Raw genomic sequence first — 22904 nt, 5'->3', positions numbered from 1 at the left:
TGATAAGAAAGAAGATATTATGAAAGGTGGAGAAAAGATGAAAACAGCACTTGTTTTAGGCGGTACACGTTTTTTTGGCACGAATCTCGTTGAAGAATTGCTCGCGAAAAAAGTACAGGTTACCATTGCAAACCGTGGACAGCGTGAAGATTCGTTTGGTGATCGAGTAGAGCGAATTAAGTTGGATCGCGTTGAGAAACAATCCATTATAGAAGCAACACGCGGGCGCAAGTGGGATGTGGTTTTTGATCAAATTTGCTATTCATCTCATGGCGCTTTAGTAGCTGTAGACGCTTTTCGAGATAGTACAAACCACTATGTACTAACATCTACCTTATCTGTATATGGCTCTTCAAAAGAACATTTTCACGAAGAAGATTTTGATCCATATACGTACCCAATATCGTATGCTAGAAAAGAAAATATCTCTTATCAAGAAGGAAAGCGACAAGCTGAAGCCGTACTCTTTCAAAAAGCACCTTTTTCAGTAACTGCTGTACGCATTCCGATTGTATTAGGTGATAATGATTATACGAATCGTCTTCGCTTTCATATTGATAAGGTGATGCATCAAGAAGAAATAGGTTTTCCTGATATTGATGCACAGCTCAATTTTATTTCACGAGAAGAAGCCGGAGCGTTTTTAGCATGGTGCGGAGAGCAAAAGCTAAAAGGACCGATTAATGCATGCTCTAACGGCGTCATTTCGCTAAAAGAGTTAATGAGTTTAATAGAAACTGAAACAAACCAGCAGGCGAAAATTACGAAAAGAGTAACGGATGAGAACGCGTCACCTTATGGGCTAGATCATTCGTGGACCATGAGCAATGAAAAGGCTAGTTTTTGGGGATATGAATTCTCTGATGTGCGCCAATGGCTGCCGCCTTTAATTAAGAAAAAAGTAGCTGAAGCAAAAATTGTTCCGTTATATTAAGAAAAGACTGCGGGTTCGTAGTCTTTTTTTGATGAGCAAAATGATGTTAACATACCAACAGTGGCGTTATACTAGAAGTAATTATAATGAAGGAAGTGGGACAAAGTGGCGAAGCATCATTTTCATTTAAACGCAAATTGGCCAGGAGGACGCAATGAAGTAGGCGAAATTCATTCTGGTCAGTTAAAAACACAAATCTCAATCCCACCAGAAATGGATGGACCTGGAATCGGTACAAATCCTGATGAAATGCTGCTTGGAGCAGCTGCAACATGCTATATTATTACGCTTGCTGCAATGCTTGAAAGAAGCGGTATTTCGCAAGCAGCTCTTACAATGGATTCAGAAGCAGTCGTGGACGTCACCAAAGGTGTGTTTACCTATGAAAAAATCATTCACCGTCCACATGTTGTGTTAGATTCAAAGGATATGGAGAAAAAAAGTCGCGTGCAGCGCCTCATGGAAAAAGCAGAGACCTCCTGCATGATTTCACGAGCAATTCAAGGGAACGTAAAAATTGAATTAGAAGGTACGATAGAAGAAAAAGAAGCTTAATTCAATGTAAGCTTCTTTTTTTCGTTTGACGAGCAAAACTATGACTGAAAGAAATGAGAGTTATAGCGTCTAGTTATTATATCTGAAATTTAATTTTAGGCAATTAATTTGTATGGATAGTTGTGTGATAACCAATCATTAAGACTTATTTTGATAAGTAATTCACTTTACTTATAAAGTGCTTTCAAAAAGTCGTAAGACTATTAAAAAAGTAAAAAAAATTAAAGAAATATAGCGATTTCATTTTGATTGACAGGCTTAACAGTGGTAAAATAGAGACAGATATCAAATACAAGTACTGGAAGAACATCCAGCTTGTAAAGATGTCTGACCATAAGGCAATCAGTATTTTGAAAATGCGAAATCAATCACTTTTAGTACTTTAATTCTAGTAAGACATTAAAAGTTGAATAAAGATTTCACTTATTATAACTCGTTGGGGGTTTTTAAATGGGTAACGAAACGTCAAACAGAGGTGAGCCTTGGAAAGGGTTTTTGGGCCCAAACTATGGCTATGTATTAGAACAGTATGAGTTATATGAAGAAAAGTCGGATTTAGTAGATCCAGAACTAAAAGAACTATTTGATTATTGGGGTGCACCGCCATTGCTTGATAGCAGCTATGCTGAAGCGGGAGATACACAGCCTGTTCCAGCAGCTAATACGGCTAAGATTGCCGCTGCCATTAAGCTAGCAGAAAATATTCGTGCATACGGTCATTTATATGCATCAATCAAACCGTTAGAAAGCGGTAAGAAAGATCCTGTGCTTCTACATCTAGAAGACTATGGATTATCAAAGGAAGATTTAAAAGCAGTACCGGTTGAAATTCTTTGCGCAAATGCGCCTGCACATGTAAAGGATGGTCTGGCTGCAATTGAGTATTTAACCGATGTATACACGAAGACAATGGCGTTTGAATTCCATCATGTACATAACATGGAGGAGAATAAGTGGCTTACTGAAATGGTGGAGTCAGGAGCAATTTTCCAACCTCTTTCTGATGAAAAGCGTATTTCAGTATTAAAGCGTCTAACGGAAGTAGAAGGATTTGAGCAATTTCTACATCGTACATTTGTCGGACAAAAACGATTCTCAATTGAAGGCGTAGATATGCTTATTCCATTAATTGATGAGCTAGTTGCACGCTCTGTCGAAAAAAGTCCGAAAACAGTTAATATTGGAATGGCGCACCGCGGACGTCTAAATGTGTTAGCACACGTACTAGGCAAGCCGTATGAGATGATTTTTGCTGAGTTCCAACATTCACCGAATAAAGAGCTTGTACCATCTGAGGGTTCAATCGGCATTAACTATGGTTGGACAGGAGACGTAAAATATCACTTAGGTGCAGATAAGCAAATTAAAGCTGAAAACACAGTTCGAGCTCGTTTGACATTGGCAAGTAACCCGAGTCATTTGGAATTCGTTAATCCAGTTGTGGAAGGGTTTACAAGAGCTGCTCAGGACGATCGCCAAACAAACGGTTATCCAAAGCAAGACATCACGAAATCTTTTGCGATTCTAATTCACGGTGACGCAGCGTTTCCAGGTGAAGGAATTGTTCAAGAAACGCTAAACTTAAATCAGCTTTCTGGGTACCAAACGGGTGGAACTATTCATATTATCGCTAACAATATGATTGGATTTACAACGGAAAGCGTAGACTCTCGTTCAACGAAATACGCGAGCGATCTAGCAAAAGGATTCGAAATTCCGATTGTCCATGTAAACGCAGACGATCCAGAAGCATGTCTGGCAGCGGCTTACTTTGCATATGAGTATCGTCGCCGCTTTAATAAAGACTTTTTAATTGATCTGATTGGATATCGTCGATTTGGCCACAATGAAATGGATGAGCCATTTGTAACGCAGCCGAAGATGTATGAAATTATTACAAAGCGTCCAACGGTTCGTGCGCTTTACGCTGAACAATTGGAGAAAGCACAAGTGGTTACTAAAGAACAAGTGAATGAAATCAGTGAGCAACTTCAAAAGAAATTGCAGACTGCTTATGATAAAGTACCACCAAAAGCAGAAAAGCGTCATCAAATTATGGAAATGCCAAAAGCAGTATTTAATGGTATTCCAACTTTAGATACGTCTGTGCCAAAAGAAGAGCTTTTAGAAATTAACCGAGAACTTGTGACGTATCCAGAAGATTTTAAGGTATTTCCAAAGTTAGACCGTATTTTGTCAAAACGTGCGAAAGCGTTTGAAGAAAATGGTAAAGCAGACTGGTCACTAGGTGAAGCATTTGCATTTGCAAGCATTTTACGTGACGGTACGCCAATTCGTATCACAGGACAAGACTCAGAACGTGGAACATTCGCTCATCGTCACCTTGTATTGCATGACTATGAGACAGGGGATGTATACTCACCACTGCACACAATGAAGAACGTAAGCGCTTCCTTTGATATTCGTAACAGTCCTCTTTCTGAAGGGTCAGTGTTAGGATTTGATTACGGGTATAATGTGTTTGCACCAGAAACACTTGTGATTTGGGAAGCTCAGTTCGGAGACTTTGCAAATGCTGGTCAGGTTATCATTGATCAATTCATTTCAGCAGGTCGCGCGAAGTGGGGACAAAAATCAGGTATGGTTCTCTTACTTCCACACGGACATGAAGGCCAAGGGCCAGAACATTCAAGCGCAAGATTAGAACGTTTCTTACAGCTAGCTGCTGAAAATAACTGGACGGTGGCAAACGTAACGAGCGCGGCGCAATATTTCCACTTATTACGTCGTCAAGCGGCTGTTTTGAAAAAAGAAGAGGTGCGTCCACTTGTTGTAATGGCACCAAAAAGCTTGCTTCGAAGTGCGTTTAGCGTATCAAATATGGAAGAGTTCACAAACGGTTCTTTCCGCTTAGTTGTCGAACAACCAAACTTAGGTGAAAAAACAGAAGAAGTTGAGCGTATCGTTTTATGCAGCGGTAAAATTAGCGGAGATTTAACAGATCGCATCCAAAAATCTGATAAGTCGCTAGATTGGTTACATGTACTACGCCTTGAGCAGATCTATCCATTCCCAAGACGAGTTGTAGCTGATTTATTTGCTAAATATCCAAACTTAAAAGAAATTGCGTGGATGCAAGAAGAGCCTGAGAATATGGGTGCATGGAATTATGTTGAGTCTAAGCTTCGCGAAGTAGCACCTGAAGGCGTGAGCGTTGATTACATTGGACGCAGAAGACGTTCAAGCCCAGCAGAAGGAGACCCAACCACTCATAGACAAGAGCAAGAGCGTATATTACAAGAAGCATTAACGAAAACACAAATCGCTAATGATGTAGTGACACGATAAGGAAGGGGAATGAACAATGGGAGAAATTAAAGTACCGGAATTAGCAGAATCAATTTCAGAGGGAACAGTAGCACAGTGGCTTAAGCAGGTAGGAGACTTTGTTGAAAAAGGCGACTATATCGTTGAATTAGAAACTGACAAAGTAAACGTTGAGATTACAGCGGAAGATTCAGGCGTACTAACGGAGCTTCTAGCAGGTGAAGGAGATACGGTTCAAGTGGGGGAAACAATTGCTCGCTTAGCAGCCGATGGTCAAGCGCCAGCGCCAAAAGCAGAAGTGAAGGAAGAAGTAAAAGTGGAAGAGCCTGTTCAACAAAAAGAAGCAAAAGAAGAGGTAGCACCTGCGGCAGAAGCGAAGGAAGAGGTTCCGCAAAAGCAGTGGTTAATTGCATCTCCAGCTGCGCGTAAAGCTGCAAGAGAGCGAGGCATTAAGCTTGACGAAGTGCCAACGGCAGATCCGTTAGGCCGCGTTCGCAAGCATGATATCGATTCATTTGCTAGCCAAAAAACAGCAGAGCAAAAAGCTGATGCAAAAGCTCAAAGTGCTCGTCAATCTAAGCCGGTACCTTCTCCAACAGTAAGTGAGAACAGTGATAAACCAGTTGAACGTGTACGCATGTCACGCCGTCGTCAAACGATTGCAAATCGCTTAGTGGAAGTACAGCAAACGGCTGCGATGTTAACAACATTTAACGAAGTTGATATGACAGCTGTTATGGAACTTCGTAAGCGTCGTAAAGACAAATTCTTTGAACAGCATGATGTAAAACTTGGCTTTATGTCATTCTTTACAAAAGCCGTTGTAGCAGCGCTGAAAAAGTATCCATTATTAAATGCTGAAATTCAAGGCAACGAGCTTGTTATTAAAAAGTTCTATGATATCGGTATTGCCGTATCTGCGCCGGATGGGCTTGTTGTACCAGTTGTTCGTGATGCAGACCGCAAAACGTTTGCAGGTATTGAAGGAAGTATCCTTGAGCTTGGGAAAAAAGCGCGTGACAATAAGCTAGCTCTAGGTGACCTGCAGGGAGGAACATTTACGATTACAAACGGTGGAGTATTCGGTTCATTAATGTCAACGCCAATCTTAAATGGTCCACAAGTAGGGATTCTAGGAATGCACAAAATACAGACTCGTCCAGTTGCAATTGACGAAGACCGTATTGAAAACCGTCCAATGATGTATATTGCCTTATCTTATGATCACCGCATTGTTGATGGAAAAGAAGCCGTTGGTTTCCTAGTAACAGTGAAAGAACTGTTAGAAGATCCAGAAACATTATTATTAGAAGGTTAATGAAAAACGAGGCTGGGACATAAGTATTTTAGTCAATGATCTATCCGAACTATTGAGAGTTAACGACTCTTTTATAGTTCGGATTTTTTGTTGATAATGAAGCGCTAGAGACATACTCTGATGTTTTTTGACAATTCTGTAAAAAATAAAAACCCAGTTGACTTATAGGAATTATAGGTGTATTATATAAATAATCAATCTTGTCAGAAAATTTGAGCGTAAAGGGTGAAGAATAATGGAACGTTATGATGTTATTCAAGGAGCGGAAGCTTTTTATCATAAAGGGAATGAAGTTGGTATTTTAGTCTCTCACGGATTTATGGGAACGCCACAAAGCATGGAACATATCGGCCAAGGCTTGGCAGCTAAAGGCTATACGGTTTATGGAATTCGTCTAACGGGCCATGGAACTCACTATCGAGATATTGAACAGGCAACCTATGAAAATTGGAAAGCAGACTTTTTAGAAGGCTATCGCTTTTTAAAAGAAAGATGTGAGCACGTCTTCATCCTAGGGCAATCGATGGGCGGAACGTTAACCTTTCATACCGCAAGTCAAGGATTAGACCTGTCAGGCGTAATTGCTATTAACCCAGCAATGAATTCAATTCCTTCAATGGAAGCTTACAGAAATGCACATACACTTCGCTATGTAAAAGAAGATAAGCCGGATATCAAAGATCCTAACGTACATGAAATTACGTATGATAAGGTACCCGTTCGTTCAATGCGCGAGCTATTATCTTTAATGGATGAAGCGGAGGAACGCTTATCTTACGTAACGTGCCCAGCGCTAGTTTTAACATCCACAGTCGATCATGTTGTACCACCAAGCAACTCAGCTTATATTCTGGAGCATATTCGTTCAAAAACAGCTCATCAAGTTATGCTTCCTAATTCGTATCATGTAGCGTCCATGGACTATGATAAAGACCAAATTATTCAACATACGGCACGTTTTGTTAAAGCGACAGTTGCGAAAAAAAAAGCAGTTGGGGTAAAATGAACGAAGGGCAAAGTTAACGTCCAATCGTTCAAAAGGAGAGACCAAATATGATTCATTTAGAGTGGAATGATCGTCCAACCATCAAACAAGTAAAATGTGTACATACGAATGCGAAAAAGTACATGGTAGAAAACGTGCTAACAGCAGGAAAAGTATACGATGTAAAAAATGAAACGGAAGAGTTTTACTTTGTAGTCGACAACACAGGTCAAGTTGGTGGCTTTTACAAAGAATATTTTGAAGCGTAAGATGAAAACCACTGCGGATGCGGTGGTTTTTTTATGAGTGTGTGTCAACGCATCTAAGTATCTAAAAAAACTATATTCTAAATAATAAACATAAAGTAAAACCAGCAGCTAAGAACAAGTGTATGCTGTAGGTAGCTACTCCGAGAGAAAATAAAGAAGGCGTCTTTTATTCTTAAATTAATATTGGTATGATATAGAAGCAATCTCAAATGAAATCGGAGTGTTTAAGGTGGAAGAAAAAGAAGGTTTATATGCCAATATTGATCTGGACAAAGTATATGAATACAAAGATCTCCCTGATAAAGTTGCGGGTCGCTGCGACAACTGCGAGAGCGTTCATTTTAAAAGTAGTGTAGGAGAAGGGAAATTTTTGCGAGAATGCGTTAGCTGTGGCATGAAAAAGAATATTTAAGCGTTAAAAGCGTCGTACGTAGAAAAGAGATGGCTCATGAAGCTGTTTCTTTTTTTGTATAAAAAACAGAAGTGTATTTATTTATTTATTTATTTATTTTGAGCATAAAGTCTTATTAAAAGATGACAAAAACACCTATTAATTTAACCTATTTTCTATATAATGGTATAAGTGAACGTACAATCGCGTATTTGTTTAGATTAAGAGAGAAGAGGAGGCGAAAACCTAAATGGCGAATGAGCATGAACTATTTCCAGAGAAGCGAAACCAAGATGAGCCAAAGGTTAAGGTAGAACGAAAAGAAGGAGAGCCAACTTCAGCTTTTAAAGGAGCATCTTGGGGAGCGCTACTGATTGGAGTTGTAGCTTACTTGGTTGGATTATTTAACGCAACGATGGAGCTAAATGAAAAAGGCTACTATTTTGCTGTTTTAGTATTTGGACTTTATTCAGCGGTATCTCTTCAAAAAGCCGTTCGAGACAAAGAGGAAGATATCCCTGTTACAGGTATTTATTATGGAATTAGCTGGTTTGCACTTATTGTATCGATTTCATTAATGGTTATTGGTTTATATAACGCAGGGAGTATTACGCTAAGCGAAAAAGGCTTCTACGGCATGTCATTTGTGTTGAGCTTGTTTGCAGTAGTGACAATTCAAAAAAATATTCGAGATACGCAACGAGCAAAAGAGCGAGATTAATAGCTCTTTTGCGTACATAGAACCCTCTACTTTTTATTTTGAAAGTGGAGGGTTCTTTATGCAAATAATTACATTTAACCCTTTAATTATGATATTATCTTAATATACTATAGCTTGCTAAAGGGGAATTTAAATGAATTATGAGGGTTTAATAGGTGTCATTCTTCTTTTTATACTTTACTTTTCAACTAGCCATTACTATTTGAAAAAGAGGTTAAATATTCAAGAAAAGCGTGTAAGTCTGTTTTCCAAAGATAGAAAGAGGCTGTATAGGGTGATTGAAGGTATCATAGTAGTATTGTTCATTTATTTTCTTGGTGTTGTCACGTTTTCAGAGAGAAGCGATGAGTTTCCCATCTGGATTCGAGCACTGCCAGTGTGTGGCTTTTTTATTTTAGTAGATACTTTGCGAGGAATTGAGCATTGGATGACTGATAAAGAGTCAAAGAGCTATGTTTATGAATTCCTTGGAGTAGTATTTATGCTAGCACTGCTTGTTATCATATCTTTATAATTATTTGGAAAAGTCGGAAGTATACAATTTGTTAAAAGGGGCTAAAGCTGGATTGACCAATTTTAAAACTATAGTAAAATCAAAAAAGTGACAGCGCGCATGCTGTCGCTTTTTTTGTGAGCGTTTTAATTAGAAGGAGGATGTTTATGTACGCGTTAAAACCATATCGCTTTCCGCTCATTTTACTAGCATCTATTTTTGCTGGTGGAGCAGTAGGGTTTTTTGCTGGAGAGAAAGCAGAAGTGTTAAAGCCACTAGGGGACATTTATTTAAACTTAATGTTTATGGTTGTTGTGCCGCTCGTGTTTTTTAGCATTGCAGCAGCCGTATCAAACACTGCGAATATGAATCGCTTTGGAAAAATCATTGGCTCAATGTTTGGCGTTTTTATTTTGACTGGCATTATTTCATCTTTATTAATGCTTTTTGCAGTTAAGGCATTTTTATCAGTTGATGCGTCACCAATTACAATTGAAAAGCCAGATCAGGTAGAAAATATTAATATTGCCGATCAGTTTGTACAAGCATTTACAACGTCTGACTTTGTGGATTTACTGTCTCGTGAACATATGCTTGCACTTATTGTTTTTGCCGTACTTTTAGGATTATCAGCAACGCTAATTGGTGAAGCTGGAAAGCCGTTTGTGAAAGTACTACAATCAGGTTCACAGGTGTTTATGAAAATGGTAACGCTTGTGATGTACGTGGCACCAATTGGGTTATTTGCTTACTTCGCGTCGTTAGTTGGTGTATTTGGTCCTGATTTATTAGGAACGTATGCAAAAGCAGTAGCCGTATATTACCCGGTAGCTCTTTTATACTTCTTTGTTGGCTTTACGCTTTATGCCTTTTTAGCAGGAGGAAAAGAAGGGATCGTTCGTTTTTGGAAAAATATCTTAACGCCAGCGGTTACGGCTTTAGGGACAGGGAGCAGCGTAGCCAGCGTGCCTGTTAACCTAGAGGCAGCTAAACAAACGGGCGTTCCAAAAGATGTGCGAGAAACGGTCATTCCAATTGGAGCAACCGTACATATGGACGGGTCTTGCTTGGCTGCAATCTTAAAAATTTCATTTGCCTTTACGCTATTCGATATGGATTTCAGCGGCATCGATACGTTTGTGAAAGCCGTTGTTGTTGCTATTTTATGTGGTGTTGTCATTGCGGGTCTACCGAGCGGAGGCGCAGTTGGTGAGATGTTGATTTTAACGATGTTTGGCTTGCCAATTGAAGCACTTCCGGTTATGGCCGCGCTAGGCATGATTGTCGATCCACCTGCAACAATGGTGAACGTAACGGGAGATAACGTATCTTCTATGCTTGTGTCACGCATTGTAGAAGGTAAAGGTTGGCTGAAAAAACAAATAGATACAAAGCGAATCGCTTCGTAGCAAACGTGAAAGCGCATCAGCTCAAAGATAGCTGGTGCGCTTTTAGCGTATTACTTGATTCGAGGGTGTTTTTCTTGAATAATAAAAGAGTAAGCATCCTGTAAGAAGAAGTAAGGAGCGAAGTATTATGAATGAAAAATGGAAAGTCCATAAAATTAAAACTGACTGTGAACCGTGGCTTTTTCTAGATGGTTGGGAAAAAGACATTATTGAAACGATTGAATTCGACCATAAAAAAGAAGCGCTTGAGCATTATACAAGGCTTATTCATGAACATCAAGCGAGTTATCGCCACGTTCATATGAAAAAGCTATCTCTTTTTACCTTTTGGAATGACTGTGAGAAAGAGTTTTGTGAAGCGTGTGATGATGATCTTCAAATTTTCCACGGCGTCTTGTTTATGAAAGGTGAAGACGTATATGATCTAAATGAAAACGAGGAAGGCTTTTCGTTTCTGCAAATGAAATAACCTTTTCTTCTACATCATTTTCCCATATAATTACACTAACAATAGTGGAAAAGGAGGGCGCTATGAACAATTCAAAACGAGTATGGTTTGACTTGCTTTTTTACATTGCAATCCCGTACCTTATCTGGAATCAGGGAAAAGATCTTATCGGTGATTATTACGCCATTTTATTATCGACAGCCCCTGCATTCTTCTATACCATCTATACGTTTATTAAAGAGCGTCAATTTAACGTAACGGGACTGTTTCTTGTTATTACCTTGCTTGCGCGAACAATTGTAGATTTATTGTCGGGTAATGCAGAAACCATGCTGGTTAATCAGGTTTATTTTATGATTGGACTAGCTATTTTTACGTTTATAACGATTTTAGTGAAGCGTCCAATTGGGCTATATTTCTTTGTTGATACGGCCTATTTAATGGGATATAAGCGTGAAGATTCAAAAAAGCTATTCTTTGAGCAAGATCTCTTTAAAATGATGAACTGGTTAACCGTTTTATTTGCGGGGCGCTATGTGTTTTTAGCCATTGTAAAATACGTTCTTATTCAAAAGTACGGTGTTGAAGGGTATGGCAACATGATTGTCTTTCGCCAAGCAGTGACGTGGGCGTTCTCAATTTTGATCGCCATCTATACGTACTTTATTTATAAAAAGATTCAAGAGAAAACAGGAATCGATAATCCGGTGAATCCAAATATGAATGAATAATAAAAGCGCTTCCCAACATGGGAGCGCTTTTGTTACAAATACGTGAACAGTACATCAAACGTTGACACCTGCTCGCGAAAAAATAGTAAAATAAGTTGTCATAGAACTTGGATAAAGAGTAGGTGTGCAATTTGAAACTGTTAGTATGTAAAAAACAGCCGTATATAGCATTAGAAATGATCATAGTATTTTTTACAGCCATTTTTTTGATTTTAGCTTTTTTTGATTATCGTCAAACATTCTTTTTATTTTTTACACTCGGAATCGTGTTTGCTATCCGAGGCTTTGAAATGCAAGAAGGAGAGAAGAAGTCTCAGGGAACAAAGTGGCTCCTTGCGGGGGTTGCTCTTATTATGTTGAATATTGTGTTGTTTGTCGTATATGCCGTCAACCGCTAAGCCTTTCTTCGAGTAGAAGAGAGGTTTTTTTGAAAAAATGTTCAGGTAGTATTATAAAAATGTTCATTGTTTGGTAAGATAGAAAAATGAAAACGCTATACTGACGTAAAGGGGATGCTTATGGAAAGCGACAAGTTAACGAAAGCAATCGAAGCAGCAAAGATGTATTATCTGTTTGACTATAATCAAAATGAAATTGCTAAAAAGCTTGGAGTTTCAAGGCCAACTGTTTCACGCTTACTGCAACAAGCTAAATCTGAAGGCATTGTACAAATTAAAATTATCGATTCTACCATCGATGTGAAAGAGCTATCAGCTCAGCTAGAACAAACGTTTAAACTAAAAAAAGCAATTGTCGCATCTATACCTCATGAAGATCGAAACCTTGTAAAGGAAGGTTTAGGAGAAGCAGCAGCAGATTACCTTGATAAAATTGTAAAAGATGAAGATATTATTGGCGTAACGTGGGGAACAACGCTTTATCATGTAGGGATGAAGCTCAAAAATAAGCGTGTAAAAGATGTGAAAGTTGTACAGTTAAAAGGTGGAGTTAGCCATTCTGAAACCAATACGTATGCTTCTGAAATACTGCATCTGTTTGGAAATGCTTATAGCACCGTTCCTCTTTATTTACCGCTTCCGGCTATTGTTGATCATGTTGTAGTAAAGCAGGCAATGGAAGCTGATCGTCATATAAAAGGAATATTAGAGCTTGGCAAAAAAGCAAATATTGCGATCTTTACGACGGGTCCTATTAAAACAGATTCTTTGCTGTTTCAGCTAGGTTATTTCACAGAAGAGGATTTAAAACAGCTAGATCCGCACGCAGTCGGTGATATTTGTTCGCGATTTTTCGATGAAAATGGGTGTATTTGCAACCCGAGCTTAAATGAACGCACGCTTGGTTTAGATTTAGAAGAACTTAAGCAAAAGGAACATTCGATCCTCGTAGCGGGAGGGGCGCACAAGGTGGAAGGTATTTACGGTGCGATAAAAGGCGGGTATGTTAATACACTAGTCACAGACCCATTTACAGCTCAGCAGCTGCTTGAAAAAGTGACATCATAAAAAACATTGAACAAATGTCAAAATAAATATTTACATCTGTTCAATGTTGAGATATAGTGAAGATGTAAGTTGTTGAAAGCGTTATAATTTTGAAAAGAAAGCGCATGGGGAGGCCATATCAATGAGAGTTGTAGATCTAATTGAAAAAAAGCGAAATGGCTTAGAATTAACAAAAAGTGAAATTGACTTTATTATTACTGAATATACAAATGGTAACTTGCCTGACTATCAGATGTCCGCACTAGCAATGGCAATTTATTTCCAGAATATGACGCAGGAAGAGCGCGTTCATTTAACGACAGCGATGGTAAACTCAGGTGATCAAATTGACTTAAGTGAAATTGAAGGCATTAAAGTAGATAAGCACAGTACAGGTGGAGTAGGAGATACAACAACGTTAGTACTTGGACCACTTGTTGCAGCGGTAGGCGTACCGGTCGCTAAGATGTCAGGTCGCGGCCTTGGTCATACGGGTGGAACAATCGATAAGCTAGAAGCTGTCCCAGGATTCCACGTTGAAATTACGAACGACGAATTTATTCGTCTAGTAAACACAAACAAACTAGCGGTTATTGGACAAAGCGGTGACTTAACGCCAGCAGATAAAAGTTTATACGCACTACGTGACGTAACGGCAACAGTTGATTCAATTCCACTGATTGCAAGCTCAATTATGAGTAAGAAGATTGCAGCGGGTGCAGACGCAATTTGTTTAGATGTTAAAACTGGAAACGGTGCGTTTATGAAAGACTTAAAAGATGCAGAAGCATTAGCACAAGCAATGGTTGAAATCGGAAAAGGTGTTGGACGAAACACAAAAGCTATCATTTCTGATATGAGTCAACCGCTTGGATTTGCGGTTGGAAACGCGCTAGAAGTGAAAGAAGCAATCGATACGTTAAAAGGTGAAGGGCCGGAAGATTTAACAGAATTATGCTTGACGTTAGGTAGCCATATGGTTATGCTTGCAAAGAAAGCAAGCAGCCTTGAAGAGGCGCGTGCGCTATTAATAGAAGTGATCGATAACGGACAAGCACTTGCAACATTTAAAACATTCCTTGAAGCACAGGGTGGAGATGCATCCGTAGTAGATGATCCATCACAGCTTCCGGATGCTTCTTATAAAATTTCGGTTCCAGCAAAAGCAGATGGCTATGTATCAGAAATTGTTGCTGAGCAAATCGGCGTAGCAGCAATGAAACTTGGTGCAGGTCGCGCAACAAAAGAATCAGTGATTGATTTAGCTGTTGGTGTAGTACTGCACAAAAAAGTAGGAGATGCTGTTAAGAAGGGCGATACGCTTGTAACAATTCATAGTAACTCTGAAAACGTGGATGAAGTAATGAACTTTATTTACGATTCTTATACAATTGTATCTGAACAGGTAGATGCACCAACGCTCATCTACAAAGAAATCCATTAATTCTAGTGCGCCTAAAGGCCGCGATGGTTCAACTAGGTATTCAGTGGAAGAGAAATAGAGCTTCTACAGGTTAAAATTTTACTTTATAAGAGGATTGAAAGGAAGAATTAAACATGAGCAACGAAATTACAAAAATGATTGACCACACTTTATTAAAAGCTAACGCAACAGAAGAGCAAATTACAGTACTTGCACAGGAAGCAAAAGAATATTCATTTGCATCTGTATGTGTGAATCCAACGTGGGTTAAAAAAGCTGCTGAGTTATTACGCGATGCACAAGAAGTAAAAGTATGTACGGTAATTGGTTTTCCACTAGGGGCAAGCACACCAGAAGTAAAAGCATTCGAAACAACAAATGCAATTGAAAACGGTGCAGACGAAGTTGATATGGTCATTAACATCGGTGCGTTAAAAGACAAAAATTACGATTTAGTAGAGCGTGATATTAAAGCAGTTGTTGACGCTGCAAAAGGTAAAGCATTAGTGAAAGTAATCATTGAAGCATGTCTATTAACAGACGAAGAAAAAGTAAAAGCTTGTGAACTATCTGTTAAAGCAGGTGCGGACTTTGTTAAAACATCTACTGGCTTCTCAACAGGTGGCGCAACGGTTGAAGATGTTGCGTTAATGAGAAAAACAGTTGGACCAGACTTTGGCGTAAAAGCATCTGGTGGCGTACGAGGATTAGAAGACGCTAAAGCGATGATTGAAGCAGGTGCTACGCGTATCGGTGCAAGCTCTGGTGTTTCAATTGCTAAAGGCGAAATTAGCAACAGCTCATACTAATTCGATTAGAATCTGAAGAGAATGTCTAGCGGGTTAGCTTATACACTGAGCTAACCTGCTTTAAACCATGAAAAAGGATGATGAATGAATGGAACCGAAAAAATTAATTGATGAAGCAATTGTTGCAAGTAAACAAGCATATGTTCAATATTCAAATTTTCATGTAGGTGCAGCTCTTTTAACAAAGGACGGAAAACTATATCACGGATGTAATATCGAGAACGCTTCCTATGGTTTAACAAACTGCGCAGAGCGCACGGCGATTTTTAAAGCTGTTTCAGAAGGTGAAAAAGAGTTTCAAGCAATCGCAGTTGTTGGGGATACAGAGGGACCAATTTCTCCATGTGGAGCTTGTCGTCAAGTTTTAGCTGAGTTCTTTTCACCAGGCACAGTCGTGATTTTAGCTAATTTAAAAGGCGATCACGTTGTGACAAACATTAATGAGTTGTTACCAGGGTTCTTTTCATCAAAAGATTTACACAAAACGTAAAGAATTGTTTTGAAAAAAACGCTCTCGGCAGCAGCTGTTTAAGGCCTATAAGGATAGGATTTAAATGGGAATTTATACAACTAGTGGGGAGTCTATTACATGCAATACTTAATTGGAATACTAGGGTTATTAATTGTGTTTGGTTTAGCATTTTTAGCAAGTAACAATAAAAAAGGCATTAAGTATAAGCCAATCCTTATTATGATTGTGCTTCAACTGCTGCTTTCAATGCTTCTATTAAACACAAAGTTTGGTTTTATCATCATTGATGCAATTGCAACAACGTTTAATAAATTATTGGAATATGCTGCTGAAGGAATTGAATTTGTATTTGGGGGCTTAGCGAACGACGGAACAGCTCCATTTTTCTTAACGGTTTTGCTTCCAATCGTATTTATCTCTGTATTAATTGGGATTCTACAGCACTTTAAGATTTTGCCTTTCATCATGAAGGGTATTGGTCTTCTTTTAAGCAAAATTAACGGAATGGGAAGACTTGAATCTTATAACGCAGTAGCTTCTGCGATTGTAGGTCAATCAGAAGTATTTATCACAGTAAAGAAACAGCTGGATAAACTACCTCCAAACCGTCTATATACATTATGTGCGTCTGCAATGTCAACGGTTTCAATGTCAATTGTTGGTGCGTACATGACAATGATTGAGCCAAAGTATGTAGTAACAGCAATCGTTATTAACTTATTTGGTGGTTTCATCATTGCGTCGATTATTAATCCGTATACAGTAACGACAGATGAAGATATTTTAGAAGTGCAAGATGAAGAAAAACAAACGTTCTTTGAAATGATTGGCGAATATATCATGGATGGATTTAAAGTAGCCATCATTGTAGGGGCAATGCTTATTGGATTCGTTGCGCTAATCGCAGCCATTAACAACGTATTTGAAATGATTCTTGGAATTTCGTTCCAAGAAATTCTTGGCTATGTATTTGCACCATTTGCCTTCATTATGGGTATTCCAGGTTCAGAAGTGGTAGCTGCTGGTGGAATTATGGCAACAAAGCTTGTAACGAATGAGTTTGTGGCGATGATGAGCTTAGCGGATATGTCTGGACAGTTTAGTGAGCGTACGCTAGGAATTGTTTCTGTATTCTTAGTGTCATTCGCAAACTTCTCTTCAATTGGTATTATTTCTGGAGCTGTTAAAGGCTTAAGTGAAAAACAAGGAAACACAGTGGCTCGCTTTGGTTTACGCTTATTGTACGGTGCAACGTTAGTAAGTGTGTTATCAGCGATTATTGTAAGCTTTATTTTATAAAACAAATGAAGAAGGAAAAGCATTTCTGCTGCGGGCAGGATTGCTTTTTTCTTTTGTGGAAAGATAAGAATCATACAGTACTTCGAGCACATATAAAGGAGGTAGTAAAGAGTCTAGTATTCTTTACGACAACATGGACAGCATTGGATTATTACTATCAGGAGCAGCGCTGTTTTTAAACGGGCTGATGCTTTTAGGAAAAGCAAACGATAAAAACGTCGGGGTGTTTAACCTATTTGTCGGCGTCTTTCAAATGATTGCGCCGTTTTATTTAATTATTGTTTCAGATCAAACAAACTGGGTGCTTTACGAAAAAGCCGCTATTTTCTTATTTGGCTTAACGTATTTGTATGTTGGTGTAACCGTTATCAAAGGAATGGAAGGAACAGGCCTTGGCTATTATTCGCTTTGGGTATCGATTTTAGCTCTTGTTTATATGACCATCGCTTTTACAAGATATGGTGACGTTGTAAACGGCTTAACGTGGTTGCTGTGGGCATTTCTTTGGTTTCTATTTTACTTTATCAACACGCAGGAGCGGGATATTACAGAATATGTGGGAAAAGTCGCCGTTGTCCAGTCGTGGATTACGCTTACCATCCCGGCACTCTTTAACTTAACAGGCGTATGGGGAGCAGAAGGTCTTTACTACATGTGGATTGCTGTGCTGTCAGTTGCCATTTTATACTTTATCTACCTAGGTTATAAGTTATTCTTTAATGAGCGACGCGTGCTGATGAAATAAAAAAGAGACTGAGACATAAGTAGTTCAGCCTCTACTATACCTGAACGATTGAGAGTTCATAACTTTTAATCGTTCAGGTTTTTTGTTTGTTTGTGAAAACCCTTTTGGAAACAGGGTGGAATGGAGCGTAGGACACTCGACTCCTGCGGGAAAGAGAGGGAAAACGGAGATCCCGCAGCACAGCGAGGAAGCTCAGGTTCCTCCCCGCGGAAAGCGAGTGACCGTAGCGCAATGGAACGAACGTGTTGAGACGAATCAAAGAGATGGGAACAGCTAGTGTTCGTCTTTTAGAACCAATCATTTTGTTATGTCCCAAACTCTTTTTTTGTTTTCTGTAATTTTATTATGTAAACTAAAAACGCAAATATTATCATTGCGCTATTCGTTTATGCTAAAATAACAGTGGAAGAATTTTTTAGTAAAGGGGACAGATTATGTTAAATTTTGAACGCAATATTGAAAAGTACGCTGAGCTAGCGGTTAAGGTTGGCGTCAATATTCAACCAGGGCAAGTTTTACATATTTCTGCTGATGTTGCATCGGCATCATTCGTACGTGAAGTAGCTAAAAAAGCGTATGAAGCTGGCGCAAAGTCAGTTGACGTTGATTTTAAAGATGATTATCTTGTTCGCTTGAAGTATGAAAAAGCAGCGGATGAAGTATTTGAAGAATTCCCAGCTTGGCGAGTTCAAGAACGCGAAGCGCTTGTTGAAAATGGAGGAGCTGTTTTATCCGTTATCTCAAGCAGTCCGGATCTATTAAAAGGCGTAGACGGAAAGCGTATCGCAACGTTCCAACGTGTAAGCGGTCAAGCGATGAAAAAGTTTAGAGAAGCCATTCAATCTGATAAAATTAGCTGGTCAATCGTAGCCGTACCATCAAAAGAGTGGGCGGCAAAGGTATTCCCTGACGCACCGGAAGATAAGCAAGAAGAAAAGCTATGGGAAGCGATTTTCAAAGCGGTACGTGTGGACCAAGAAGATCCGGTAGCTGCTTGGACAAAACATAACGACAATCTACATGAAAAAGTGGATATCCTAAATGAAAAGCACTTTGCAAAACTACACTATAAAGCACCAGGTACAGACTTAACAATTGAACTACCTGAAAAGCATATTTGGGTAGGCGCTGGAAGCGTGAACGAAAAAGGGCATGACTTCATGGCGAACATGCCAACAGAAGAAGTGTTCACCGTTCCGAAAAAAGACGGTGTGAACGGCCAGGTGACAAGCACAAAGCCATTAAGCTATGCAGGTAACCTGATCGAAAACTTTACGCTTACGTTTGAAAACGGAAAAATTACAGGCGTTAAAGCAGAGCACGGAGAAGAAACGTTAAAGCAGCTAATTGATACAGATGAAGGAGCAAAATATTTAGGTGAAGTGGCGCTAGTACCACATAACTCACCAATTTCCCAGTCTGATATCATTTTCTACAACACGCTGTTTGACGAAAACGCATCAAATCACTTAGCGATTGGCAGCGCGTATTCTTTCTGCTTAGAAGGCGGAAAAACAATGTCAAAAGGCGAGCTAGCTGAAAACGGAGCAAACGACAGCATCACCCACGTTGACTTCATGATTGGCTCAGCTGAAATGGACATCGACGGCATCAAAGCTGACGGTACAAGCGAGCCCGTGTTTAGAAAAGGGAACTGGGCGTTTTGAATTAAACCTTGATGTAGTAGGGTTTTAACCACCTTAACCTTTTGATTGGTCACAAGCTGGTCACATATTAACGAATAAAGTATTTAATTTATCAGCCACTTCTTGTTGCATACTCGGCAAGACGTGGCTGTATTGATTTAGTGTAATTTGAATGGAAGAGTGTCCAACACGTTCGGAGATAACCTTCACATTCACATTTTGCTGAATCAACATGGTTACATGCGTATGACGTAAATCATGAAATCGTATGACAGGTAGTCCAAGTTTTTTAGCATGATTCTTAAATCTCTTTGATAAAGTAGATGAATCTAAAGGGTTACCGAACTTTGTACAGTTTACTAAGTCATAATCGTTATAAGCCGTACCTTGTTTAAGTTTGTTAGCTAATACTTTCTTACGCTCTTTTTTCAATTGATTAACGAGCATATCAGGAATATGAATAGAACGCACACCAGCCGCTGTTTTAGCCCCTACCTTAAGTTCTTTTGCATACCCGTCATAGATTTGTCTAATGTAGATAACTTGTTTTTCAAAATCAATATCTCGCCATCGTAGCCCTAGGATTTCTCCTTTTCGCATCCCAGTAAGCAGAGCCATAAGAACAATTGTGTAGTATCTATTTTGTTTGGCATTAGCAATGTAGTAATTTACTTGCTTCAAGTCCCAAATGCTCATTTCAGATTTTACTTCTCTTGGTATATTCACGTGCATTAATGGATTCTCAGAGATGAGCTTTAAACCATGTGCCTTCTTCATAAGCTGATTCATTAAAAATAACAGCTTTCGAATAGAATTGTGACTAAGAGAAGAATCTGCTACCAAACTGTTAGTAAACTTTTGAAGAACGATTGGATTCAAATCTTGTAGCTTATAATGACCTAACTTAGGTTTAAGATGATTTCGATATAAGCACTGATGGTTCTTTAGTGTACTTTTAGCTAGCTGAGTCTGTCTTTCTACAAACCATTCCCTTATAAAACTGTCTAAATCAATAAGCTGTGGTTCTATAAAAGTACCTAAGTTCAATTCGTTTAGTACAACCGCTAAAGCTTTTTCTGCTTCTTTCTTCGTTGTAAAACCACGTTTTTTCTTTTGTCTTCGTTTCCCAGTTAGTTCGTCTCTACCAATATCTACTATGAAATAATATTTACCTGTTGTTTTATCTTTCTTTATACTTCCTTGCACCTTAAGAGCCTCCTATATTGCTCCTAAGCTTGTAAAAGGTTTCCTAGACATATTTTAGCATGTTGTGTTTAATCAAGATATTATTTTCTTGTCTAAGCGAAGGTGGTAAGTATTGTGGTATTGGGGAATATTAACAATCTTTGTGAGAAATCAAAAGAATTTACATTTATAAGAGGTGTTTATCTTAACTGAGGGGCTTCTACCACTGGTTCAATATCTTTTAATAAATAAATGTTAAATCAAATAGTTTAATTCTAATTCATCTTGTCGATAAATAGGCTTATATTGTCAAGGAGATGAATGATATGTTGCTCATACCACAAGAAGTTGAAATGAAGTGGCATCAAAGATATAGAAAGTATTATGAAGAAAAAGGATATATTTTCACAAACTATAGAGAAACGTTTAAAGTCGATGTTAATGATTTACCCGAAAACTGTAATAAATACATTGGATTTAAGTCAATAGTTTGGACACAAAAAAGTTAAGTCTTAAGCTGTTTTTCTCATTTGATCCTCAATCGCTTGAGGAGTTTGATAGCCGAGACTACTATGGATTCTGTTTCGGTTATACCATCCTTCTATAAACTGAAATATGGCTACTTTTGCAGCTGAATAGTCTGTGTATTGCGTATGATACACTTCTTCTTTCTTTAATATGGCATGAAACGACTCTATGCAGGCATTATCATAAGGGCAGCCTTTCTGGCTGAAAGACTGCTTAATCTCGTATTTGTGAACATGTTGAGTAAACTCACTACTTGTGTATTGTGAGCCAAGATCGGTATGAAGAATTAAGCCCTTTCCGGGCTTTTGAGCAGTATAAGCGTTTTGAAGTGCTTCAATGACCAGTTCAGATGTCATTGAACGGGAAAAAGAATAGCCAACGATTTTTTTAGAATGTAAATCCAATACGGACGCCAAATAGCACCAACCATCTCTTACTGTAGTGATATACGTAATATCTGCCACCCATTTCTCATTAATCGTCTGTGTAGAGAAATCTCGTTTTAACAGATTAGTCAGTTGTACCACCTTTTCTTTTGATGGATAGGGACGGTATTTTTTCTTTGTTATCGAACAAATTCCTGCCTGTTTCATTAAGCGCTGAACACGCTTTAGACTTAGATAACACCCATTGTTTACTAAAGTCTTATGAATTTTCGGAGCACCATAACCCTCTTTACTTTTTAAATGAATTCGTTGGATTTCTTTCGTCAGCTTCTGGTTTTCCTGTTCACGTTTTGATACCGTTTTTTTGAACGAGTGGTAGTAGCTACTTCGTGGGATCGTTAACACTTCGCACATTTTCTGAACGCTGTATTGCTCTTTATATTTCTCAATAAAATGGTTGAGCTCTGCTTCTGTTACTTTTTCGCGAATATGGCCATAGCCTTTTTTAGAATATCTAGTTCTTGTTTTAACCGAAGGTTTTCCTTCTGAATCTCAGCTAATTCTTTCGGAGTTAGAGAACCTTCTTCTGAACTGATAGGCGTAAATGCCTTCACCCATTTATAGATTGTTACTTCTGATACGCCATATTCACTGCTTAAATCTTTAACCGAGTTTCCCGCATGATATAAATCCACAATGGTTTTCTTAAACTCATCATTGTATCTTTTGCCTGCACGTTTACGTTCCATTTCGGACACATCCTCTCAAAAATAATTGTAAGGACTTAATTAAATGGTATCCATGAAACTATACTAAATCCACTGACACATATAAAGAGTGATTACATAGGACTGTTTTCACCCAGTATAGAAAGTTAGATATAGAGAATAGGAGTAGTGCAATCTAAGTAAAAATCTAAATATTTTTTAGGTGATGATCAAACTTTGTTTGATTATGGTATAATTTACCTAAAAATATGATTAAGAATGGAAGAAAAGATGCACTTTGATAATAAGAGGCATGGAATTAAGGGTTGAAACAAAGAGATAGATTCGAGGAAAACTATGTAATGATTCGATTGAAATTCTTAAAGTAAAATAGTAAGCCCGAAATATAAAAAATAGCGCACCTTCACGGTACGCACGACGAACGGCCAGCTAACTGAATTTTTTTCAGTTAGCTGGCTATTTTGCACATGTGGCTTGAATATTCTCTGACCATGGCATGTAATTATGTAAAATCTCAGGGTGTTGATGAAACGATATATTAGGTAATTCCGTCATCAGCTTTACCAAGTACTGATAAAAATCAATTCCGTTTGCTTTGGCCGTTTCAGCCAAACTCAAACAAATGGCATTCGCATTAGCGCCTGCTTCACTCACGGAGAAGAGCCAGTTTTTGCGACCAATAACATTTGGACGAAT

At 38.6% G+C, this 22904-nt stretch carries 25 protein-coding genes; 22 read left to right on the top strand and 3 right to left on the bottom strand.

Annotated elements, in window-relative coordinates:
* Positions 1-37 precede the first annotated feature (37 nt).
* From AS180_RS15570 to AS180_RS15475, 21 genes are all read left to right on the top strand, one after another.
* Entirely contained in the window at positions 38-934 is an 897-nt protein-coding gene (locus tag AS180_RS15570) for an NAD-dependent epimerase/dehydratase family protein (protein WP_025910265.1), read from the top strand.
* Positions 935-1039: 105 nt separating this feature from the next.
* Positions 1040-1489, top strand: a complete 450-nt coding sequence (locus AS180_RS15565; RefSeq protein ID WP_025910267.1) for an OsmC family protein — start codon at positions 1040-1042, stop codon at positions 1487-1489.
* A 450-nt stretch (positions 1490-1939) separates the two neighbouring features.
* Positions 1940-4798: a 2-oxoglutarate dehydrogenase E1 component gene (gene sucA, locus AS180_RS15560; protein WP_025910268.1), complete on the top strand. Its 2859-nt coding sequence runs from the start codon at positions 1940-1942 to the stop codon at positions 4796-4798.
* Positions 4799-4814: 16 nt separating this feature from the next.
* Positions 4815-6095: a 2-oxoglutarate dehydrogenase complex dihydrolipoyllysine-residue succinyltransferase gene (gene odhB / locus AS180_RS15555; RefSeq protein WP_025910269.1), complete on the top strand. Its 1281-nt coding sequence runs from the start codon at positions 4815-4817 to the stop codon at positions 6093-6095.
* A gap of 235 nt (positions 6096-6330) precedes the next feature.
* The gene (locus tag AS180_RS15550) at positions 6331-7101 is read left to right on the top strand and encodes an alpha/beta hydrolase (protein ID WP_035320890.1); all 771 of its coding nucleotides are present in this window, start codon (positions 6331-6333) and stop codon (positions 7099-7101) included.
* Positions 7102-7148: 47 nt separating this feature from the next.
* Positions 7149-7349 carry a DUF6501 family protein gene (locus AS180_RS15545; RefSeq protein ID WP_025910272.1) on the top strand — a complete coding sequence of 67 codons (201 nt, stop codon included), beginning with the start codon at positions 7149-7151 and terminating at the stop codon, positions 7347-7349.
* Between the two features lie 229 nt (positions 7350-7578).
* On the top strand, positions 7579-7761 hold the full coding sequence (locus tag AS180_RS15540) for a hypothetical protein (protein ID WP_025910273.1): 183 nt from the start codon (positions 7579-7581) through the stop codon (positions 7759-7761).
* Between the two features lie 229 nt (positions 7762-7990).
* Entirely contained in the window at positions 7991-8461 is a 471-nt protein-coding gene (yiaA, locus tag AS180_RS15535) for an inner membrane protein YiaA (RefSeq protein WP_025910274.1), read from the top strand.
* A gap of 133 nt (positions 8462-8594) precedes the next feature.
* Positions 8595-8975, top strand: coding sequence for a DUF4181 domain-containing protein (locus AS180_RS15530; RefSeq protein WP_025910275.1), 381 nt, complete (start codon positions 8595-8597; stop codon positions 8973-8975).
* Positions 8976-9121: 146 nt separating this feature from the next.
* A complete protein-coding gene (locus tag AS180_RS15525) occupies positions 9122-10363 on the top strand; it encodes a dicarboxylate/amino acid:cation symporter (RefSeq protein ID WP_025910276.1) in 1242 nt (413 codons plus the stop codon).
* 127 nt (positions 10364-10490) lie between these two features.
* A complete protein-coding gene (locus AS180_RS15520) occupies positions 10491-10832 on the top strand; it encodes a DUF1033 family protein (protein ID WP_025910277.1) in 342 nt (113 codons plus the stop codon).
* A 62-nt stretch (positions 10833-10894) separates the two neighbouring features.
* Positions 10895-11542 carry a VC0807 family protein gene (locus AS180_RS15515; protein WP_025910279.1) on the top strand — a complete coding sequence of 216 codons (648 nt, stop codon included), beginning with the start codon at positions 10895-10897 and terminating at the stop codon, positions 11540-11542.
* 131 nt (positions 11543-11673) lie between these two features.
* A complete protein-coding gene (locus AS180_RS15510; RefSeq protein ID WP_062687118.1) occupies positions 11674-11940 on the top strand; it encodes a hypothetical protein in 267 nt (88 codons plus the stop codon).
* Between the two features lie 120 nt (positions 11941-12060).
* Entirely contained in the window at positions 12061-13008 is a 948-nt protein-coding gene (locus tag AS180_RS15505; protein ID WP_062687116.1) for a sugar-binding transcriptional regulator, read from the top strand.
* Positions 13009-13129: 121 nt separating this feature from the next.
* The gene (locus tag AS180_RS15500; RefSeq protein WP_062687114.1) at positions 13130-14431 is read left to right on the top strand and encodes a pyrimidine-nucleoside phosphorylase; all 1302 of its coding nucleotides are present in this window, start codon (positions 13130-13132) and stop codon (positions 14429-14431) included.
* Between the two features lie 113 nt (positions 14432-14544).
* Positions 14545-15219 (top strand): deoxyribose-phosphate aldolase, encoded by a 675-nt coding sequence (deoC, locus tag AS180_RS15495; RefSeq protein WP_025910284.1) that lies wholly within the window; start codon positions 14545-14547, stop codon positions 15217-15219.
* Between the two features lie 88 nt (positions 15220-15307).
* On the top strand, positions 15308-15709 hold the full coding sequence (locus AS180_RS15490) for a cytidine deaminase (RefSeq protein ID WP_025910285.1): 402 nt from the start codon (positions 15308-15310) through the stop codon (positions 15707-15709).
* A 99-nt stretch (positions 15710-15808) separates the two neighbouring features.
* Entirely contained in the window at positions 15809-16990 is a 1182-nt protein-coding gene (locus AS180_RS15485; protein WP_025910286.1) for a NupC/NupG family nucleoside CNT transporter, read from the top strand.
* Between the two features lie 133 nt (positions 16991-17123).
* The gene (locus AS180_RS15480; RefSeq protein ID WP_025910287.1) at positions 17124-17735 is read left to right on the top strand and encodes an AmiS/UreI family transporter; all 612 of its coding nucleotides are present in this window, start codon (positions 17124-17126) and stop codon (positions 17733-17735) included.
* 115 nt (positions 17736-17850) lie between these two features.
* A complete protein-coding gene (locus AS180_RS22700) occupies positions 17851-18012 on the top strand; it encodes a hypothetical protein (protein WP_156413497.1) in 162 nt (53 codons plus the stop codon).
* A 157-nt stretch (positions 18013-18169) separates the two neighbouring features.
* Positions 18170-19402, top strand: a complete 1233-nt coding sequence (locus AS180_RS15475; protein WP_061786357.1) for an aminopeptidase — start codon at positions 18170-18172, stop codon at positions 19400-19402.
* 60 nt (positions 19403-19462) lie between these two features.
* Here the strand turns inward: AS180_RS15475 and AS180_RS15470 are convergent, their stop codons facing one another.
* Positions 19463-20587 carry a site-specific integrase gene (locus AS180_RS15470; RefSeq protein ID WP_025910292.1) on the bottom strand — a complete coding sequence of 375 codons (1125 nt, stop codon included), beginning with the start codon at positions 20585-20587 and terminating at the stop codon, positions 19463-19465.
* Positions 20588-20883: 296 nt separating this feature from the next.
* Here AS180_RS15470 and AS180_RS15465 point away from each other — a divergent pair, with 296 nt between their 5' ends.
* Positions 20884-21075, top strand: coding sequence for a hypothetical protein (locus AS180_RS15465; protein WP_156413496.1), 192 nt, complete (start codon positions 20884-20886; stop codon positions 21073-21075).
* Between the two features lie 3 nt (positions 21076-21078).
* Here the strand turns inward: AS180_RS15465 and AS180_RS15460 are convergent.
* Together AS180_RS15460 and AS180_RS15450 are read right to left on the bottom strand one after the other, a co-directional pair.
* Positions 21079-22229 (bottom strand): IS3 family transposase gene (locus AS180_RS15460; RefSeq protein ID WP_090752845.1). Its coding sequence is split into 2 segments (ribosomal slippage): positions 21079-21989 and positions 21989-22229, totalling 1152 coding nucleotides; the frame shifts between segments, so codons are not numbered across the junction.
* Between the two features lie 435 nt (positions 22230-22664).
* Positions 22665-22904 (bottom strand): transposase domain-containing protein (locus AS180_RS15450; protein ID WP_139109142.1); only part of this gene is annotated, 240 nt, incomplete at its 5' end.

Origin of the sequence: Priestia veravalensis, assembly GCF_001457055.1 — a bacterium.
Lineage (GTDB): Bacteria > Bacillota > Bacilli > Bacillales > Bacillaceae_H > Priestia > Priestia flexa.
This window is presented reverse-complemented; position numbering and strand designations above follow the sequence as displayed.

What these genes read in the sequence shown, in the direction of transcription:
- AS180_RS15515 (WP_025910279.1), top strand. Translation starts at nt 10,895, where the DNA reads ATGAACAATTCAAAACGAGTATGGTTTGACTTGCTTTTTTACATTGCA.
- odhB (WP_025910269.1), top strand. Translation starts at nt 4,815, where the DNA reads ATGGGAGAAATTAAAGTACCGGAATTAGCAGAATCAATTTCAGAGGGA.
- AS180_RS15550 (WP_035320890.1), top strand. Translation starts at nt 6,331, where the DNA reads ATGGAACGTTATGATGTTATTCAAGGAGCGGAAGCTTTTTATCATAAA.
- AS180_RS15505 (WP_062687116.1), top strand. Translation starts at nt 12,061, where the DNA reads ATGGAAAGCGACAAGTTAACGAAAGCAATCGAAGCAGCAAAGATGTAT.
- AS180_RS15485 (WP_025910286.1), top strand. Translation starts at nt 15,809, where the DNA reads ATGCAATACTTAATTGGAATACTAGGGTTATTAATTGTGTTTGGTTTA.
- AS180_RS15475 (WP_061786357.1), top strand. Translation starts at nt 18,170, where the DNA reads ATGTTAAATTTTGAACGCAATATTGAAAAGTACGCTGAGCTAGCGGTT.
- AS180_RS15570 (WP_025910265.1), top strand. Translation starts at nt 38, where the DNA reads ATGAAAACAGCACTTGTTTTAGGCGGTACACGTTTTTTTGGCACGAAT.
- yiaA (WP_025910274.1), top strand. Translation starts at nt 7,991, where the DNA reads ATGGCGAATGAGCATGAACTATTTCCAGAGAAGCGAAACCAAGATGAG.
- AS180_RS15490 (WP_025910285.1), top strand. Translation starts at nt 15,308, where the DNA reads ATGGAACCGAAAAAATTAATTGATGAAGCAATTGTTGCAAGTAAACAA.
- AS180_RS15525 (WP_025910276.1), top strand. Translation starts at nt 9,122, where the DNA reads ATGTACGCGTTAAAACCATATCGCTTTCCGCTCATTTTACTAGCATCT.
- AS180_RS15480 (WP_025910287.1), top strand. Translation starts at nt 17,124, where the DNA reads ATGGACAGCATTGGATTATTACTATCAGGAGCAGCGCTGTTTTTAAAC.
- AS180_RS15465 (WP_156413496.1), top strand. Translation starts at nt 20,884, where the DNA reads ATGAATGATATGTTGCTCATACCACAAGAAGTTGAAATGAAGTGGCAT.
- sucA (WP_025910268.1), top strand. Translation starts at nt 1,940, where the DNA reads ATGGGTAACGAAACGTCAAACAGAGGTGAGCCTTGGAAAGGGTTTTTG.
- AS180_RS15500 (WP_062687114.1), top strand. Translation starts at nt 13,130, where the DNA reads ATGAGAGTTGTAGATCTAATTGAAAAAAAGCGAAATGGCTTAGAATTA.
- AS180_RS15520 (WP_025910277.1), top strand. Translation starts at nt 10,491, where the DNA reads ATGAATGAAAAATGGAAAGTCCATAAAATTAAAACTGACTGTGAACCG.
- deoC (WP_025910284.1), top strand. Translation starts at nt 14,545, where the DNA reads ATGAGCAACGAAATTACAAAAATGATTGACCACACTTTATTAAAAGCT.
- AS180_RS15545 (WP_025910272.1), top strand. Translation starts at nt 7,149, where the DNA reads ATGATTCATTTAGAGTGGAATGATCGTCCAACCATCAAACAAGTAAAA.
- AS180_RS15530 (WP_025910275.1), top strand. Translation starts at nt 8,595, where the DNA reads ATGAATTATGAGGGTTTAATAGGTGTCATTCTTCTTTTTATACTTTAC.